At 39.2% G+C, this 18,422-nt stretch carries 15 protein-coding genes; 11 read left to right on the forward strand and 4 right to left on the reverse strand.

Annotated elements, in window-relative coordinates; translation table 11 throughout:
• Positions 1 to 10: 10 nt before the first annotated feature.
• From I6N96_RS18440 to I6N96_RS18465, 6 genes are all read left to right on the forward strand, one after another.
• Positions 11 to 1,846 (forward strand): DUF2264 domain-containing protein, encoded by a 1,836-nt coding sequence (locus I6N96_RS18440; RefSeq protein WP_209559045.1) that lies wholly within the window; start codon positions 11 to 13, stop codon positions 1,844 to 1,846.
• Positions 1,847 to 1,864: 18 nt separating this feature from the next.
• Positions 1,865 to 2,971, forward strand: a complete 1,107-nt coding sequence (locus tag I6N96_RS18445) for a glycoside hydrolase family 88 protein (RefSeq protein ID WP_209559046.1) — start codon at positions 1,865 to 1,867, stop codon at positions 2,969 to 2,971.
• A 35-nt stretch (positions 2,972 to 3,006) separates the two neighbouring features.
• On the forward strand, positions 3,007 to 3,486 hold the full coding sequence (locus I6N96_RS18450; protein ID WP_209559047.1) for a hypothetical protein: 480 nt from the start codon (positions 3,007 to 3,009) through the stop codon (positions 3,484 to 3,486).
• 43 nt (positions 3,487 to 3,529) lie between these two features.
• Positions 3,530 to 4,429, forward strand: coding sequence for a carbohydrate ABC transporter permease (locus I6N96_RS18455; RefSeq protein WP_209559048.1), 900 nt, complete (start codon positions 3,530 to 3,532; stop codon positions 4,427 to 4,429).
• A 156-nt stretch (positions 4,430 to 4,585) separates the two neighbouring features.
• Positions 4,586 to 5,326, forward strand: a complete 741-nt coding sequence (locus I6N96_RS18460; RefSeq protein WP_430650182.1) for a carbohydrate ABC transporter permease — start codon at positions 4,586 to 4,588, stop codon at positions 5,324 to 5,326.
• Between the two features lie 17 nt (positions 5,327 to 5,343).
• Positions 5,344 to 5,994, forward strand: coding sequence for a DUF624 domain-containing protein (locus I6N96_RS18465; RefSeq protein ID WP_209559050.1), 651 nt, complete (start codon positions 5,344 to 5,346; stop codon positions 5,992 to 5,994).
• Positions 5,995 to 6,583: 589 nt separating this feature from the next.
• Here the strand turns inward: I6N96_RS18465 and I6N96_RS18470 are convergent.
• The gene (locus I6N96_RS18470; RefSeq protein ID WP_209559051.1) at positions 6,584 to 7,612 is read right to left on the reverse strand and encodes an ABC transporter substrate-binding protein; all 1,029 of its coding nucleotides are present in this window, start codon (positions 7,610 to 7,612) and stop codon (positions 6,584 to 6,586) included.
• A 122-nt stretch (positions 7,613 to 7,734) separates the two neighbouring features.
• On the opposite strand from I6N96_RS18470, the gene I6N96_RS18475 reads away from it, so the two are divergent.
• Positions 7,735 to 8,286, forward strand: coding sequence for a PadR family transcriptional regulator (locus I6N96_RS18475; RefSeq protein ID WP_209559052.1), 552 nt, complete (start codon positions 7,735 to 7,737; stop codon positions 8,284 to 8,286).
• Between the two features lie 153 nt (positions 8,287 to 8,439).
• On the opposite strand, the gene I6N96_RS18480 is transcribed toward I6N96_RS18475, so the two are convergent.
• Positions 8,440 to 9,474 carry an AraC family transcriptional regulator gene (locus tag I6N96_RS18480; RefSeq protein WP_209559053.1) on the reverse strand — a complete coding sequence of 345 codons (1,035 nt, stop codon included), beginning with the start codon at positions 9,472 to 9,474 and terminating at the stop codon, positions 8,440 to 8,442.
• A gap of 400 nt (positions 9,475 to 9,874) precedes the next feature.
• Between I6N96_RS18480 and I6N96_RS18485 the strand changes: the two genes are divergently transcribed.
• Positions 9,875 to 11,176: a PTS sugar transporter subunit IIC gene (locus I6N96_RS18485; RefSeq protein WP_209559054.1), complete on the forward strand. Its 1,302-nt coding sequence runs from the start codon at positions 9,875 to 9,877 to the stop codon at positions 11,174 to 11,176.
• A gap of 82 nt (positions 11,177 to 11,258) precedes the next feature.
• Positions 11,259 to 13,808 (forward strand): family 78 glycoside hydrolase catalytic domain, encoded by a 2,550-nt coding sequence (locus I6N96_RS18490; protein ID WP_209559055.1) that lies wholly within the window; start codon positions 11,259 to 11,261, stop codon positions 13,806 to 13,808.
• 240 nt (positions 13,809 to 14,048) lie between these two features.
• Here I6N96_RS18490 and I6N96_RS18495 read toward each other — a convergent pair whose 3' ends face one another.
• Positions 14,049 to 14,879 carry a sortase domain-containing protein gene (locus I6N96_RS18495; protein ID WP_209559056.1) on the reverse strand — a complete coding sequence of 277 codons (831 nt, stop codon included), beginning with the start codon at positions 14,877 to 14,879 and terminating at the stop codon, positions 14,049 to 14,051.
• Positions 14,880 to 15,083: 204 nt separating this feature from the next.
• Between I6N96_RS18495 and I6N96_RS18500 the strand changes: the two genes are divergently transcribed.
• Both I6N96_RS18500 and I6N96_RS18505 read left to right on the forward strand, forming a co-directional pair.
• Positions 15,084 to 16,577, forward strand: a complete 1,494-nt coding sequence (locus I6N96_RS18500) for an AcpB/EbpR/MafR family transcriptional regulator (protein ID WP_209559057.1) — start codon at positions 15,084 to 15,086, stop codon at positions 16,575 to 16,577.
• Between the two features lie 466 nt (positions 16,578 to 17,043).
• Positions 17,044 to 17,397 carry a hypothetical protein gene (locus I6N96_RS18505; RefSeq protein ID WP_209559058.1) on the forward strand — a complete coding sequence of 118 codons (354 nt, stop codon included), beginning with the start codon at positions 17,044 to 17,046 and terminating at the stop codon, positions 17,395 to 17,397.
• A gap of 109 nt (positions 17,398 to 17,506) precedes the next feature.
• On the opposite strand, the gene I6N96_RS18510 is transcribed toward I6N96_RS18505, so the two are convergent.
• Positions 17,507 to 18,175, reverse strand: coding sequence for a cyclic nucleotide-binding domain-containing protein (locus I6N96_RS18510; protein WP_209559059.1), 669 nt, complete (start codon positions 18,173 to 18,175; stop codon positions 17,507 to 17,509).
• Between the last annotated feature and the right edge of the window lie 247 nt (positions 18,176 to 18,422).

An 18,422-nucleotide genomic window follows, 5' to 3' on the forward strand; every position in this document is an offset into this window, starting at 1 on the left:
GGAGGAGACGATGAATTCAGTTAGCCATTCAGTCATAAATACGAGGGAAGAATTTAGTACAGCGTTTCAAAAAATCGTTCAACCGGCAGTCAATATATTGACACCGGAACATCCGGGTCTGTTGGATGTCGCTTCTTCAGGAACGATCTATAGTAAAAAAACGCGAGAAGCGGAGGGTTTCTTACGATTACTGTGGGGCTATGGCCCCTTCTATAAGGAAGAACCAGTTGATGATACTTTTGATAAACTATTAAAGGGGATTTGTGCAGGTGTTGATCCGACTGCACCAGATTATTGGGGAAGGATTGGGCATGTAGACCAGTTGATGGTAGAAATGGCCCCACTGGCAGTATTTCTGGTAATGAATAAGGAGAAAATCGAATCAAGGCTTTCGACTGTCCAGCATCAGCAGTTAGTTGACTGGATGAATCAGATCAATGACTTTGATACAGCACAAAATAATTGGTTGTTTTTCAGAGTTTTAGTGAATGTTTGTCTTCATAAAAACTATGAGATGGATACACTTGAACAAATCGAAAAGGATTTTGCCAAGATTGAAACCTTTTATTTAGGGAATGGCTGGTACTACGATGGAGTTAACGTGCAGATTGATTATTATATCTCTTTTGCGATTCATTATTATTCATTGATATATGCTGTTCTGTTTGAAGAAGAAGACCCGCGAAGAAGCAGCCTATTGAAAGAACGAGCTTCAGAATTTGCTCAGACCTTTCAATATTGGTTTGATGACGAAGGACGAGGTATTCCTTTTGGGAGAAGTCTGACATATCGGTTTGCTCAGAGCTCGTTTTGGTCAGCAATGCTGTTTGCTAAAGTAGAAGGCTTTGATCCAAAAAAATCAAAGATGCTGTTAAGTAAAAACCTTGCATTTTGGCTTTCTCAGGATATTTTTTCAAAGGAAGGCTTGCTGCGTGTAGGCTACTGCTATGATGATCTGGTGATGTCAGAGGAATATAATGGTCCGGGATCGCCTTACTGGGCTTTGAAGGCTTTTCTGATTCTAGCCTTACCTGAAAACGATCCTGTCTGGTCATTGGAGCCATTCAACACACAAGGAGCAGCAACTGCAGACCCTACACTCATTGAAGAGGCAAGGATGCTTGTGCGCAAGAGCTCTGATGGCAAAGAAGTACAGGCCTTTCCTGTCGGCCAGTTTGTCGAGCTGCATACGCATGGTGAAGCAAAATATGGAAAATTCGTTTATTCAACGCTATTTGGATTCAATGTATCTAAAGGATTAGTTGGGTATGAAAAAGGCGGCTTTGATAATGTCTTGGCAGTTTCAGAGCAAGATGATTTCTATCGTGTCCGAACGGTATTTGAAAGCTATCGAACAACCGAGGCGTATGTTGCCGTATCTTGGAAGCCTTGGGAAGACGTGACTATTCAATCGTGTATCATCCCCTTTGGGCAATGGCATTTCCGTATCCATAAAATCAACAGTCATAGAGCCCTTACTATTCGTGACGGTGGCTTCTCAGTGCCCTATGACGGTCCGGAAACTGTACAGATCAAACAGACTGATACGAATTGTTTTCTGGATTCTGTAATTGGTGTTTCAGGAGCAGTCGACTTAACTGAGCAAGGAAGCAGTCATATCTCTGCTCGATTGGCGAATGTAAATGTGCTGCATAACAATGTTATGTTTCCTTATTTGAATCAAAATATTTCTGTGGGGGAAACTATTGTTTGTCATGCGTATCTTGGAGATGGTCAGCACTTGACTGATGCTGTTACAGAACTGCCGAAAATCGATCTTGCTGGAAACAAGGCATGCCTAAGCGTTGGAACAGAAAATAAAACAATTGAACTGCCATTTATTTGATAAATAGAGGAGAAGAAAATGGAAAAAATCGATCATTACTTAGATAAAATTGCAGAAAAAGTTTTACATGAATCCGCCAGACTTAATGGCGGCATTCCATATATTCCTGAAGATGGTCATTATACAGATATAGGACAAGAGGATATCGCTTGGTGGACAAATGGCTTTTTCGGTGGTTTACTGTGGCAGCTCTATCACTATACAGAGAATGAGGCGTTTAGATCTTATGCGGAACAAATTGAAGAAAGGCTGGATCGGGCATTAGAAGAATTTGTTGATCTCCATCATGATGTAGGTTTTATGTGGCTGCATACAGCTGTTGCGAACTATCGTAAAACTGAGAATGAGAAATCAAGAGTTCGAGGCTTAAAGGCCGCATCTATCTTATCCAGCCGTTTCAACAGCAATGGTCATTTTATCCGAGCATGGAATGAAGAGAAGACTGGGTGGGTCATTATTGACAGCATGATGAATATTCCATTATTGCATTGGGCAGCTGTAGAGCTTAAAGATCCTAGATTTAAGCAGATTGCGATTGCCCATGCAGATACTGTACAACAATACTTGATTCGTGAAGATGGTTCATCGGCGCATATCGGCAGCTTTGATCCGGAGAGCGGAGACTTTATTGAATGGATTGGGGGGCAGGGATTCAGCAGTGATTCTGCTTGGTCAAGGGGACAATCGTGGGCAATTTACGGCTTTGCACTTAGTTATAAGCATACGGGAAATACGAATTATCTGAACACTGCAATTCAGGTGGCTAATTATTTTCTAGCTAATTCAGCACAAACGAATAATATACCAGTTATTGACTTTAAGGCGCCTCCAATCAACGCAGATACAGATACAAGTGCTGGAATGATTGCTGCCTGTGGTTTGCTGGAGCTGAGCCGCAGCTTATCTAAAGAGCACGGGAAGTTGTACAAGGATACAGCTTTACAGTTATTGAGCGCTGTTCTGGATAGCTATACGGATTTTTCAATTGAAACAGACGGTTTAGTAATGGGTGGTGCTGTCGATTACCACGGAAAAGAAGGCAAAAATGTTGGACTGGTTTATGCGGATTACTTTCTAATTGAGGCGTTGCTTAAGCTGAAAGATTCTGAAATGGACCTTTGGTAATCATTGATTTTGTGAATAAAGGAGGGGGGGACTAAATGAAAAAGTATTTATATGCATTCTATAACAGGCTTTCTAGACGAAAAGTGAGTGTTGCTTCTACCATGGATAAAAAGGTCGGTGTATCTATCTATTTCTTTTATAGAATCTATGTATTCTGCTTGATTCTTTTAGTACCGCTTCTTTCCTCCTGTGCAAATAGAGAAGCAGTAGATTCTTTTGACAAACAATTCAAAGAAGAAGCAGCAAAGATTTACAAACAATATTCTTCAAGGGCTTTTCAACAGGGAGAGGTAGAACTGAATACCTTTGTTCAGCTTAGCGGTGTCATCACAGTAACAGATAACCAAGATGGTTGTTCAATCAAGAAGAATGACCGTTTTATTCTTGAAGTGGAAGGCGATCGGTATCAGGTGATCAATTATTCTGATAGCGAGTGGGAGCTGACTGAGCGTGTAACGGTTTATGGAGAATATTACGGATTTATCAAAGCTGAGGAAATAAAAAATGAACTATAGTAAGGAGGGACATGTCTGCAGCATGGCTTAGGCATGGGAAGTAATGGAGTCTGTCAAACAACATCATTCAAAGCGTTTGAAGAGAAAAAACTTATTAACTGCGTACTCATTTATTGCTCCAAACTTTATCGGTTTTTTCCTGTTCACACTAATTCCAGTTATCTTTTCACTGATTTTGGCATTTATGGAATGGGATTCATTTTCAACGCCAAAATTTGTTGGGTTGAGCAATTTTGTAAAAATGATGAAAAACGAAACATTTTGGATATCCTTTAAAAACACGATACTATACACGGTTGGCGTAGTGCCGCTCACTCTGTTTTTTTCATTAGGCTTGGCAATTTTGTTAAATCAGAAAATCAAGGGGATGAAGTTTTTCCGAACAGCCTTCTTTTTTCCGTATGTGACATCATTGGTAGCTATTGCAGTTGTTTGGAACATGTTGTTTCATCCAACGACGGGACCGATCAATCAATTTCTTAAACTAATCATCGAAAATCCGCCGGGTTGGACTTCCAGCTCGCAATGGGCATTATTCGCCATTGTTATTGTTAGCGTTTGGCGTGGGATGGGTTACTATATGATTTTGTATCTGGCAGGATTACAGAGCATTCCGAAAGAGCTGTATGAAGCAGCTTCGATGGATGGTGCGAACAAATGGAGACAGTTTATGAATGTGACATTGCCGTCATTGAAACCCACAACTTTTTTTGTGACAATCATGTTGGTGATCAACTGTTTCAAAATCTTTGATTTAGTTCAGGTGATGACGGCTGGCGGGCCGGGCCGATCTACGAATGTACTGGTCTATACGATTTACAACGAAGCTTTCGTCAAATTCAATTTTGGCTATGCTTCAGCAATCGCCTTGGTACTATTCATCATTGTACTTACAATTACAACGGTCCAATTTAAATGGAACCAAATTCAGGAGAGAGCCTAGTGAAAGGAGAGGAGTAAGATGCAAGTGACTGCAAAAACAAAAATGTTGGATGCACCGCTTAAAAAGCAAAAAAGAACAAGTGGAACTGTCAAACGAGGTCTTTTAATCGTCATTCTGACAGTTTTAGGACTGATCACTTTGGTGCCTTTCATTTGGATGGTTTCCGCCTCCTTTAAAGCCAATAATGATGTGTATACTGTTCCGATTCAATGGATACCAAAGGAGTGGCATCCAGAAAACTATGCAAATATATGGGATCGAGTACCGCTGCTTACATTTTTTAAGAATACAGGATTTTTGAGTGTCCTGATCACATTGATTCAGTTATTTACCAGCAGCTTTGCGGCTTACGGCTTTTCCAAAATGTATTTCAAAGGAAGAGATGTACTTTTTCTAGCTTATATTGCTACGATAGCTGTTCCCTGGCAATCATATATGATCCCGCAGTTCATCATGATGCGCAAGCTCGGATTGACGGATACATTATGGTCTTTAGTTCTGCTTCAAGCCTTTAGTGCTTTTGGTGTGTTTTTATTGAAGCAGTATTACAGCAGCATTCCTGATGAGTTGTGTGAAAGTGCTAGAATCGATGGATTATCTGAGTGGGGAATCTATCGGAGGATCATTCTGCCGCTGACGAAACCAGCTATTGCCAGCCTAACGATCATTACCTTCGTGAATACGTGGAATGATTATATGGGACCATTTATTTATTTGACATCTACTGAAAATAAAACGATTCAACTGGGATTGAAAATGTTCGTTGGTTTATACGATGCAGAATATGCATTGATCATGGCAGCATCAGTGCTATCTATTTTGCCAGTTGCCATTGTCTTTCTTGCAATGCAAAAATATTTTGTTGAAGGAATTGCAACTTCTGGAATGAAAGGGTAGTGAGGCAGATGAAATCAATGCGTACATTTGAAAATAATATCTATATGAAAGCATTTAGCTGGGTATATAATCTGTTGGTTTTCAATCTTCTGTTTACATTGATGAATCTACCGTTATTTCTGGCTTTCAGTTTGTTAGCGATTGATTTTCGGAATCTGCTTTTCTTTCTATTGGCTGCTTTGCCATTCGGTGGTGCGTTTGCGGCTTTGCTAGGATCATTGCAGCAGTTCATACAGGAAAAAGAAGATGAACCCTTCAAGGTGTTTTTTAGTCAAATGCGCAGCCTTTGGTTGAAAGGCACAGGCTATTGGCTGATTGCTGTATCATGTCTGCTGATCGTTGCTGTAGATCTGCTGTTCTTTTCTGCAACTTCACTGTTTCGATGGGTAAGTCCTCTATTTTTCATTATCGGAATAATTGGGCTGAGTGCTTTTCTAAATAGTGTGTATTTTCAAATCAGAAATCCTAAAATGTTTAGGAAAGCAATTTACAAAATCAGCTTGTATTATACAATCAGGAAATGGTATGCAGCTGTTATCAACAGTGTTCTGTTTATGATCATTATCGGCTGTATGCTGTTGAAGCCTCAATTTGGGTACTTACTTGCACCATCTCTATTAGGCGGACTTATTTATTTGAACAGCAGTAAACTTCACAAAAGCAGCTGATAAACGGTTGGAAAATCACAAGGTATTTTAAAATGGAGGCTCAACCATAAAAAGAACTCTTCATTGCTTATTATAGTAGTAATGAGGAGTTTTTAGTTTGTGGTCAGAGGCTAACTGCATGTAAGTTACGGCTTTGAGAGCTTGGCTGATTTTAAGGGCGTGATTTTGGAGATACTGTTTAGTCAATTTTTAGAGTGTTCAAATGATGGGTTACAGACCTATATTTTGTTCATATAAATCCTATTAAAGAAAGGTCGATTCCTTTTATTTCCTTTGCCTGTAAGAGAATGGCTTATTTGGCTTATGATTAATATAGATAGCTTCACAATTAATTGAGTTGAAAAAAATGAAGAAATATTATGTGTAGCTGGCAGGCTGAGCTATATGGTAACTGTGATCTATTCAATGAATGTAAAAGCAATAGGTCATCCAAAGATGTCAATAAACACCCGGAAATCGATAAAAAGATTTTCGGGTGTTTTGATCAATTTTGAGCTTTGATTTATATAAGTACTCAAATAGAAAGAATCGATACATTGAATACTATCCTTCATTTTATTGATTGATGCTCAACACAACAATAAATCTGTCAGTTTCCATAAGTTAGTTTGATCATTTTATGGTCAACGACAGGCGATTCTCCCTTTACTGGACCGAAATATGACTGCATTTGATTTCGAAGGCGACCGATATACTCGCGATCACGCATGAAGGTATAGAAGCCTAGAGGGTCTGTTGTTGAATGGTCACCAATCCAAGTATCGTTTTTCAGGGAAATATCTTTTCTGACAGTATAATGACCTAGTGATTGTTGAAACTCATAGCTCTGAACAAAGGCGATAAATAAGCGGGCTGCTGCCTTGTGCTTAGTCAGCTTGAACATAGCAATTCTTTGTCCCCAGGAAATAAAGAAATCATTTTTAGGAATGAAGGATTGAGAAAGCTGTTCCGGCATGGTTTCATATCCAGTCAAGCTACCTAGTAAGCCTTGCTTACCAACCAATAACGGTGGTCCAGCTGTTCCTCTGATAAACAGGGGATTGAGCTTAGCTAAATCAGCTAAGAATTGTTCTCCATGTTTTTTGATCATTTGACTATAGACAAATAAAACGGCATCATCATCATGAGGGTATGTTAGCACTAATTTATCTTGATACTCATGCGTCAACATATCCATAAGCGACTCTGGAGTAGAGGACAAACCGCTCTTGGCGTATTGAGGTAAAAATGCAAACATACGAAAAACTGAAAATGCGCCCTCCGAATCTTTAAACTCATCACGAATATTTTGAAATCCGACAGGCTTGAATGGTTCAAGTACATCCAGTTTTTTCCAATCTTCAAAGTCATTTGAGGTCTGCAGCATCGTCACGTCGGGAGTTAGGTCACCATTCAATAGCTCTTCGTAGATTTTCAGATCATGGATTTTTGATAATTCTACCTTGATATCAATGGGGATTTCAGGAAATCGGTCAGAAAACGCTTGAACTACCGCATCTTGTTGGTTCACGGCATCCCCGCCAGCCCAGATAATCAACTCTTCTTTTGTACCACCCATCTCTTCAATGGCCAGCTGGTAAAGTTCCTCTAATTCTTTGTTTTCTAAATCTATACTCATTTGTTGCCCCTCCTTCTTAATATTCGAGTTTTATACTTTAATACAAACATGTAAATTTTTACATGTTTGTATCTACGTAATTATGTTATAATCAAAAAAAGTAATTGTCAAGGAGAAGGCTGATGGCTAAAAAAAATACACTCAGATATATATTGTTGGGATTACTTAGTACTCAGAAAATGACTGGTTATGATTTGAATCAAGCGTTTAAAGATGAGATAGGTGAGTTTTGGCAAGCGAAGCATAGTCAGATATACCCCGAGCTCACTAAAATGGAGCAAGAAGGATGGATCTCTTACGAGGTGGAAATTTCAGGGACAAAATTGGAGAAGAAGGCTTATTCTATTACAGAAGCTGGAAAAATTGAGCTTGTTAATTGGCTGGATACACCTTCAGAAGCTTTGCCGGTGAACAGAGATGAGTTTGTTGTTAAGCTCTACTTCATAAACAACATGGATGATCCACATCTTCTTGAAGTGATAAACAATCAATACAAATTGCACGAAGCGAGGCTGGCTCATTTAGAAAGAAGAAAAGAACTGATTTTCAGCTCACAAAAGGAGATAGACGACAACTATGGTCATTTTTTGATCTTGGATCATGGGCTTACTCGTGAAAGGGACTATGTATCTTGGCTAAGCGGGATTCGTGATAGAATTGAAAAAGGCAGCTGAATTTAACAAATAAGATGGGAGGAGTATTTGTTAAGTTAGTTAAAAAAAGTAAAGTAGGCTGGCATTGTCTTGAGCGAACGAGACAACGCTAGCCTGCTATTTTTAATTATTCTGGTGCACACTTCCTTCAAGTCCTATATTTATCAGGAAGCTTCACAGCTGTGACCTTCGATACTCATTAGGAGAAAGTTGATATTTCTCATAGAACTTTTTATAAAAGAAGCTTACATTCTTATAGCCAATCTGCTGAATGATCTGTTCTATAGGAAGAGAGGAGTTCTTCAACAGTAAAATCGCATGATTCAGTTTGATATCTTGAATAATGGAGATGAAGGATTTTCCCACATGCTTATGGATCAATCGACTAAGATAGCTAGGGTTGTAGCCGAACAGCTGAGCAACTTCTTTTAGTGTACAGCTCATATAGTTCTTTTCCATATAATCTAGGATATCCCCGATATAAAACTGATTGGCGCTTTTGGATTCCTGTGATTTTTTCTTTTGAAAAGACCGCAGCAGCTCAGAAAAAACAATGATCATATACGCATCGATGATTTCATGTGAATCGCTGCCGGGATCGAAATAATGGGAAAGTACACCTTCAACTGCATCCAGCAGAAATTCATTGTTTAATGCTTCAAAAACAATAAATTGATCATGCTTTTGAGTCTCAGATAAGGCATCAACAGCAAATTGAGAGATCGTACCATTGGAAGCTAGTCGACTGAGCATCTGCGAAGAAAAGTATTCTTTTTTCATTAGAAAATTGATTAAAATGTCATCTTCGGAGGTCTCCAATATTCGATGAACGACATCTGTATCTAATAAACAGAAGGCGCCTTTTTTCAACAGAACCTTTTCATTATTGATGATCATTTCAACATCGCCGGAATAGACATAGCTCATTTCGATAAAGTCATGCATATGAAACGGCGTATAGGAATGTCTGGCATGCTTCAAAATGATCAGCTGGCTGCTCTCTATAAAACTGGTATAGGGCAGTCCCTTTTTCAGAGCGCTTTCTAAATGTCTTTCAAAGGTATATTGATAAACCCTGTCTCCGTTGTCTGAAATAAAAGAGGAGAAATCATCGTAGTCCATTGCAGCGGTTTTAGTTGAAGGAGTCAGCAGCTCAGCTTCAGTTTCTGTATACGCAGTTAAACGCTTTCGAATTTCTTTTTTATCCATGATGTCCCTCCCGATTAAAAATGGTCAGTGGTAATACAGAACTATCTAAGTCTTATGTTAATCGCAGAAAGTTGACTATGTCAACATGAATTTCATCTGCAGAAGCATCAAGCAAAAATTTGGAAGGGAATACGAGTGCTACGCTGGGGAAAGAGGAAGTGGTGAAGTATGTGTTTAATCACGTACATATCATGTGTAGTATTCCTTTTTTGTTTTCATTGTAAACCCAGGACAAAAGAAAAACGATTCATTAAAAGTAAAATTCAGTCAATATTCTAGTCAAAAACAGATATTTAATAAAAAGAGTTATTCAGATAGAATGATTATGATAGCGATATCATAAAGGGTGGTCCGGACATCGTTTATAGTCACTATAGAAAAAATAAGGAGATGTGACGAAATGAATACTGAAAAAATGTCTTTAGGAGACAGAATACAAGAGAAGCTGGGGCCGTTTTCTGCTAAAGTAAATGGAAATTTATATATTCAAGCCATTAGAGATGCGATGCTGGCTTACATGCCGTTTACATTTGTGGCGTCGATCTTTCTGATTATAGCCTTCTTTCCAATTGAAGCTGTGACAGAGTTTATTACCAACGTATTAGGCGTGGCTGATGCAAGTATCTGGCAAAATAAATTATTGTATGTCAATCATGCAACCCTTGCAATTGGCGGACTTATTGTCGTGATTTCATTATCAAAATCATTGTCGGAAAAATTGAATGTCAATGTCACACAAAATATTTTAACAGCCTTAGTATCCTTTTTATTATTGACGCCATTAACGGAAACAGAAAGCGGTCCAATGCTGGATATTTCGCGGATTGGTGCCCAATCAATGTTTCTTTCCATTATTGTTTGTATCATCAGTGTGAAACTATATAAGCTGATTGCAGATAGGGACATAAAAATTAAAATGCCTGCTTCTGTACCACCTGCAGTTTCAGGTCCCTTTGAGTCAGTTATTCCATCTTTTATCGTTGTTTTTGTCTTCTTCGTCATTCGTTTGATTTTAGAAATAGGCTTTAACAGTGATGCATTGAGCTTGATCAATACCGTGTTAGGTACACCATTGACACTTCTAGGTGGTTCGTTGGGCGGAATGATCGTTGTTAAAATTTTTGAACAGTTCTTATGGTTTTTCGGGTTGCATGGGACGTCTATCATTGCAGCAGTCATGGACCCAATCCATCAGGTTTTAGAAGATCAAAATAAAATTGCTTCACTTGCCGGAGATGTTCCTGAGAATATCATCAGCATGAGCTTTAGAAATCACTTCGCGTCAATCGGTCTAGTAGGAGCAGTCATTGCCATTTTACTGGTAGCGAAAAGCAGACAGTATAAGGAAGTCGGAAAAATCGCATTTGTTCCTTATTTGTTCAATATTGGCGAGCCAACGCTATTTGGGATTCCGCTGATGCTGAATTTCAGTTATATTATCCCTTTCCTTTTAGGAAATACAATTTCTACAGTTGTCTCCTATCTAGCTTTTGCATCTGGTTTAGTTCCTCTCCCGACAGGCCTAGCCCAGCTGCCGTGGACAACTCCGATAATATTCAGCGGTTATTTTGTAACAGGGAGCATCAAAGGAGCACTCCTGCAAATCGTTCTACTGGTTCTGATGACATTATTATGGCTGCCTTTTGTTAAAGCGGCAGATAAGCAAATCTATGAGTCTGAAAAAATGACTGAACTGGACTAGATCGTAGAATGTTGGAGAGGGGGAAATAGCCATTAGTATAGTAATAAATGGAGCAATTGAGCCTTATACAGTTGTAGTGGATTTGCCAATCACAGTGGAATGGCGAGAGATAGTTTTCCAGCAACACAGCTATCTCATACAGATAACAGATAAAGAGGGCAAACTGATTTTTGAAGAGCAGAAGCAAACGACTGAGAAGATAGCGGTCATTGATTTGAAGAAGAAAATAATTAGATCAGACCGTCAAACCTTCTTTGTCCATCTCGTTCTAAATTCAATAAATAAGGAGCAATGGCGAATATCCAGCCAATTTACTACAGCCAGTCAAGGGATTCAAAAAGCGGACTGGATCACGCGACTGGATAATCCGATTGCTAAAGAGGGAACTTATTTTAGGGACAATCCTACAATCATCCTATCAAAGATGATTCAGCTGGAAACACCGATAAAGCAGGCGTGGATCGATCTCTGCGGTTTAGGGTATTATACTCTGTTCGTCAATGATCAACGAATAGGAGATGACTACCTGAATAACGACATCAGTAATTATGATAAGATAGTCTATTATGATACGTATGAAATCACAAAATACCTGAAAATAGGAGAAAACAAGATTGCCGTTGAACTGGGAAATGGCTGGTACAATCCGGCACCAATCAATATTCTGGGTAAATACAATGTACGTAAACAGTTAGCGATAGGAAAGCCTTGCTTGATAGCAGGGATTGATTTAGAGGATACCGAAGGTGAGAATCAACAGATTTTAACAGACGCCACTTGGGAAAGCTCAGAAGGTATGATTCTCATGAACAATGTGTTTGTTGGTGAAAGAGTTACAGATGCCAGCTTCAAAAAGAGAGAATCGACAGCAGTGAAGATTCTAGGTCCTTCAGGAGTACTTACTCCAGGAGAAATTCCGAAGATTCAGCGAGTAGCGGAATGTTTTCCAAAAAATGTTTTTTATGGAAATAGCAGGGTCATCGTTGATTTTGGAGAGATCATCTCTGGTCAAATTGCTTTTACGGTGTCCAAAGCATTTATAGGTAAGATAGCCTTAAGCTATTCAGAACGGCTAGTGGACGAAGAAACATTGGATTACTCAAGTACAATCAGTGGTACTTATGGTATTACAGATGCGGCACTTGGGATTGAACCGGATCAGCAGATCATTCAAAGGGATGAACTAGTTAAAACGACAGAAGAAGCATTTCGTTTTTCCAATCAATACACCTACCATTCTTTTCGTTATGTTGCTTTTGTTTTTAGAGAAGCTGTTTCTTTTGAAGAGGTAATAGAAGAATTGTCGGCCTTCAGAGTCCATACGAATGTTGACGTGATTACAGAACTTGAGACCTCTATACCTATGCTTAATGATTTATGGCGTGTCGGTCTTCAAACCAGACTAAACAATATCCACTCTTATTTTGAAGACTGCACCCGAGAACGCTTTGGCTATGGTGGGGATATTGTTGCGCTGATCGATTCTCATATGTATTCGATCAATGGTCTCGCTCTGCTAAAAAAGGTGATGACAGACTTTATCAATGACCAAACGATACAAGGCGGAATTCCGGCAACAGCACCCTTTGTCGGTATCATGACGAATGGTCCGAGTGATAAAGCTGGGGCGGTCGACTGGCAGTTGGTATTGCCGACCATTACGAACAAGCTATTGCAGTTTTATGATGAAAAGAAGTTTGTTAAGCAGTATATCCCTCAGCTAGCAAAGCATATTGACTACTTGCTCAGCTTTGATTTTGAGTATATCAAAGTATGCAGCTTGGGTGACTGGGGTTCGATTGATGAAGAGGTTGATGGAGCTGTAATTACGTCTCCAGATCAGGAATTCTGTTCTGCCTGCAGCTACAGCATCATTCTTCAGGAATATCTTGCTGTGATGGCTGATCTTTCTGAAACTGAGCAGGCTGAACGGTTGTCAGCCAAGATAGAGGCGGTCAACAAAAAAATTGTGACAACCTATCGTCAACCAAACGGCTATTTTGGAAAAGGAACTCAGTCCAGCTGTGTTTTTGCACTCAAAGCCAATCTATTGGGTGATCGCGGTCAAGAAGTGATCGTGAATCAATTAGTCCGTAAAATAAATGCAAATAACGGGATTATTTCAGTGGGGATCTTTGGGATGTCGTGGATTTATGAGTACCTTCATAAGTTTGGCTATAAGGATGTTCTGTTTAATTGGCTGACAAGAAAGGAACAACCAAGCTACTCTTCTATGTTTGTAGAAACAGGTACATTAAGTGAACATTTCCCATTGAAGGGCAACGATTCAACCTACAATGGTTCATTGAATCATGCCATGTTCTCCTCTTATTCGGCTTGGATGGTCAAACAGTTTTTAGGGATCAGTTTTCCAAAGGGATTATTTCAAAAAGTGATTATTACTCCGGAAACAGAATTACCTATTGAAAAAGTATGCGGCAGCTTTAAGATGCCTTACGGCAAGATCGAGCTTCAGTGGACTCAGTTTGAAGAATTGGTTGTGGGGGAAATAAGGCTTCCTAAAAATGTCTCTTATGAAATAGATGTTTCTTCCAAGGAAAGCATGATTGAAGAACAGGTTCGAGAGATGGGAGAATATCAAGAAATAGTAGTAAAGCTGAGAAGAACTTAGTGGAGGGGAAAAGTTTTCTTTCGTTCAAATTGTTCAGAACAGCTCGCAGCAATAGTTGATCGATTGTTTTATAAAGAGTGTCAACACGTTCATTTTCGAATAGTTGTTTGAATGATCTATTCTATAAATGTACTGATGATCACCGCGAACTCCTCCTATATATTTTATCTGCAGGTGTGACAATTCCATTCTACTTATGGGAGATTGTCGCGCCTGCAGATTTTTTATTTATCGTTTTAATTATTTATATGCTAAGACAAATAGGTTTACATCGTCATTCACACAGGTTTGCAGCGTGATGCGTTCGCCGCCACCGGTTCCAACAGTCAGGTCCCAGACATCTTGTCCGCTAGAAACCTCTGTTCCATAATCGTTTACCTGCATAGTGGATTGTACAGTATAAGTTGTCGGTGTTCCGGCGCCATCTGTTACAATAATCTGGCTGCCGCTTCCTAGGCTGAATAATACAGAAAATGCACCTGGGTTATGTCCGATGATATGAGTATTGAGTCCGTCATCGCCAGATTGAATAGCTGCTCCGCCCCATGTAGCGGCAACGCCGTTTGGATTACTGTCAATGATGCTTTGTCCGCTGCCTGTGCCACCATTTTGATATGGAATAGCTTGTCCTCCCATGTAAATGGTCATTGCTTGGTACGTAGGTGCACTAGTTTCAGCAACAGGCGCTGCTTGATCAGCAGCGACAGTTGAAACAGCAGCTGGCTCTACCGATGCTGACACTGTTTCCTGCACTGGTGCAGCGACTTCAGCAACGGCTTCTGGTTCGGCGACTACCAGGGATTCCTCTGTTTCTGCTTCAATAGAGGGCGTAGTTGTTGATTGCACCACCTCAGCAGAGCTGGCTGTTGATTGAGTAGACGAGCTTGTTGAAGTCGAACTTGTTTCTGTACCTTCAGTCGTGCTTTTCTCTTCTAGCTGAGAAGAAGCTTCAACTGCTGAACGGATCGCTTCAGTATTTTCTGCAGCTACTGAATGATCAAAAATGGCTGCTCCGCTTAATAAGACAGCCGCTCCTATAGGTAATAATAATGCCCATGTTCTTTTTTTCATGAAAATCCCTCCGATTTGGTGAGATCATCATTTATCGATAAACGCTAATCTTTTATTTACGAATTCATCATAATGATTTTGTGTATTTAAAACCAATTCCTTGTTTATAAAAAGTATATAAAACTGTTATAATTATTATAGAATCAAGGTGGATTCATGTTTTTCTATAAAAAAGGGAAAAATTGAAATAGGGAGGTAATTGAGGTGGAGCGTTTACTATCAAACGAAATGAGTCGCCGAGTGTTGTTGCTGAATCGTTTATACAGTCAATCGGATTGGCTAACCTCTGAAAAGCTTGCCAGTAGTCTAAACTGTTCAAGTAAAACGTTGTTTTTAGATTGTCAATACTTGGAAGAGCGTTGGGGGAAATACCTGACGATTGAAATATCAAAGAAAAGCGGCATCAAGATGATTACTGCACCTCATCAATCGATACATGACATTTATGCTGAAATCATCAAAGAGTCGCCGGCGTTTATCTTGCTGGAAGCTGTGTTTTTTCATCCAAATCATGAATCGGGTTATTTTGAAGAGAAGCTTTTCATGAGTAAATCAACTTTGTATCGTTTGACAAAGAAAATCAATGTTTCTTTATTTGATCGTAGCTTGAAGCTGGCACAAAAGCCGTTTTATCTATCTGGAAGGAATGAACGGCAGATCCGTTATTTTTTTGCCGCCTATTTTCTTGAGGTTTATGGCATTCATTTCTGGCCGTTTTCTTTGGACAAAGAACGTATATTGGCATTTGTTCAAAAAATAAATCAGGAATTTCAGCTGCAATTGACAGATATTCAAATCATACATATCGTTTTTTCTGTCGCAGTGACCATTATTCGGCAGCAGCAAGGGTATTATGTTCAGATTCCTTCAGCAGATAGAGGGGAACTGGTGAAGGAACAGCAAAAGCTTTTGGCCTATCAAAATGAAATTCATGGATTTACAGGGATGCCATCGGAAGAGATCGCCGATTGCTGGTATGAGGATTTCATTTATACCTTCTTTTGGTGGAATTTTGGGTGGAGCTCAAGACAGGAAAAGGAGAACGTGGTAGAGACGGGAAAGGTATTTGTAGAAACCGTCCAACAAGCTCTGACTGTCCCGGTTACGATGAAAAGTCAGGAAAAGATCATCCGTCTGTTTGAAAATACGTATGCGCTCCATAAGATATATCCTTTTAAAAAGTATATGATTTACGATCGTTTTTCCTTTTCAAGCAAATCGATTCGACAGAATTATGTTGTTTTTTCAGCGGTTGTTTTAAAAGCATTGAAGATCATGGAAGAACAAGAGCATTTCCCCTGGTGGACGATGTACAGAAATGAATTGCTCCATGAAGTGATCATCTATTGGGAAGATTTACCAATCTATATGGATCAGCTGAGAAAAACTGTTTCTGTATTGGTTTTAAGCGATTTGGGACAGGAGCATGCGCACTCAATGGTCAACCAATTGAAAAGTGCTTTTCAGCATAAAGTTTCAGTCACCTATCAAAAACACGTAGCCCTTGATGCAGAAATAACCGGTTATCACTCTGCGGATCTGTATGTGAGTAATTATTTTGCTGAGGACTTGCCGGAAGAACAACTGATTGTTGTAGAGGATGTATTATCTTCCAAGGATTTGAATGATCTACGTGATTTCATTGATAGAGCTCGATTGATACAGCCGGAAAATATTCCTTATTTACAAAGTAAATAGCTTGAATCAGCATTTACTACACAAAGAAGCTTTAAATGACCAGTTCAACTGTGCAGTGACAAAAGAAAGTAGTTTTTTTGTCTAATTCTTTTGGAATGCGGCACACCGTCATTAAGGCTTCTTTTTTGCATGTTCAAAAGGGAGGAAGCATTAGCCGAAAGGAGATATTTTAATGAACACCGCCCTTTTTGATATGCTTATCTACTTTAATCAATTATTGACTCTGCATTTCACTAAAGCCATGGCTCTAGTGAAAAATGTGATTCCTATAATTTGGGATGCAGTCTAGTTTTGGCTTTCTAGTTTTTCAGGTTGCTTTTTATTTTTTCTATGGTATGGTTGATGGAGTTATGCTATTGGGAGGGGATTATCTTGCATGAATGAGCTGGACACACGGAAGTGCCAGTCATCATGAGGCTTCTTTGTGTCTTATTCGCGAATGAATAATAGATGAAGGAGAATAGACATGATCATAGTTAAAGGAAACAATTCGAGAAAGATTGAAAATATTTGGGACGTAGTGAAGAAGGAACATTCCGGTAATAAGGTGGCAATTGTCAGCTATAAAGGCGGAATTCCTCATAACTTTGTGAGAGGGAAACAGATGCATGCATATGAAACCTTGGCTTCCGGCGATCTGCTGCAGGAAGTGGAGCAGTTTATGCATTCGATTCGCGGGCGATTTGAAGCAATTGTTTTGTACGTGAACTGTGAGCATCATTTAGTTGATTCAATCAAAGAAATCGCTGATAAGTACCAGCAGAAAGTATTTTTGACCGTTCATGACGATGAGACGATCTTAGCTATAGAGAATTACTAGACAGATCAATATAAAACACCGGCAGTCGCTAGAGTCTGCTGGTGTATTTTTTTGAAAAACCAGTTTGAAAAAAATTTCCAGTATTCAATAGATCGAAAATTTCATCATTTTAATGATTAAGATTTTCAGCAAGTCTTTCTAATTCTTCAATGTTATGGATCAAATACGTACTTTTTTTCTTTTCTAAAATATTAGCGTCACGAAAGCTGGTTATGGTTCGTAAGAGGTGACGATAGCTTACGTTTAAAATTGCAGCACAAGTCGTTAGCTGAAAGGAGAAAACACCATTTTTGTGATGCGCTAAAATGAATTTCGCCAGTCGTGTTTCCACAGGCTCTGTTAGGGAGTTTGCCAAATTGATTCCTGAATTTAGACGATAACTGAGAATTTGACATATATTTTGTAAAAACCGAACATCTCGTTGTAATGTTTTTCTGTACTGATTCAAAGGGATTGCTACACAGACACATGGAGTCACAGCTTTGACACTGCTCTTAGGCAGCAGTCCCCATAAAGAAGAAGCTTCTCCAAGCGGTGTTCCCGGTTTTGTGTAGTCAATACAAATATTTTGAGTGCCGGAAGCATAGGAATACACCATCACTACGCCGTCTACTAAGAAATAAAGAAAGTCAGAAGCAGTTTCTGCATGAATAAGATGGTCACCTTTTTCAAAAGAATAAAGAGAGGACATAGCCAAAAGATCCGAGTCCATATAAGATTGTAATTCATGATTTTTTATGTAAGCTGATAAGCGTTCGACGTTTCGGATGTGTTTCACGAAAAACCACTCCTTATGTATTTTGTTTTATTATAACTTAGAATCACTTCGCACTCAACACGAACGATATTCGTTGGTTTTCGTAAATTGTTTGTAAAAATTATGTAAAATAGGACACAGGTCACTTCCAAAAACCGAAAATCTTGCTATTATTTAATCGTACGATATGAAACTGTTGAATAAGCCAATAAGCTGTGATGGAACTTAGTGAGAACTTGCTGATTGAAAGTCATTTTCGTGACAGCAT

This window comes from Enterococcus larvae, assembly GCF_017830045.1.
Classification (GTDB): Bacteria; Bacillota; Bacilli; order Lactobacillales; family Enterococcaceae; genus Enterococcus_L; species Enterococcus_L larvae.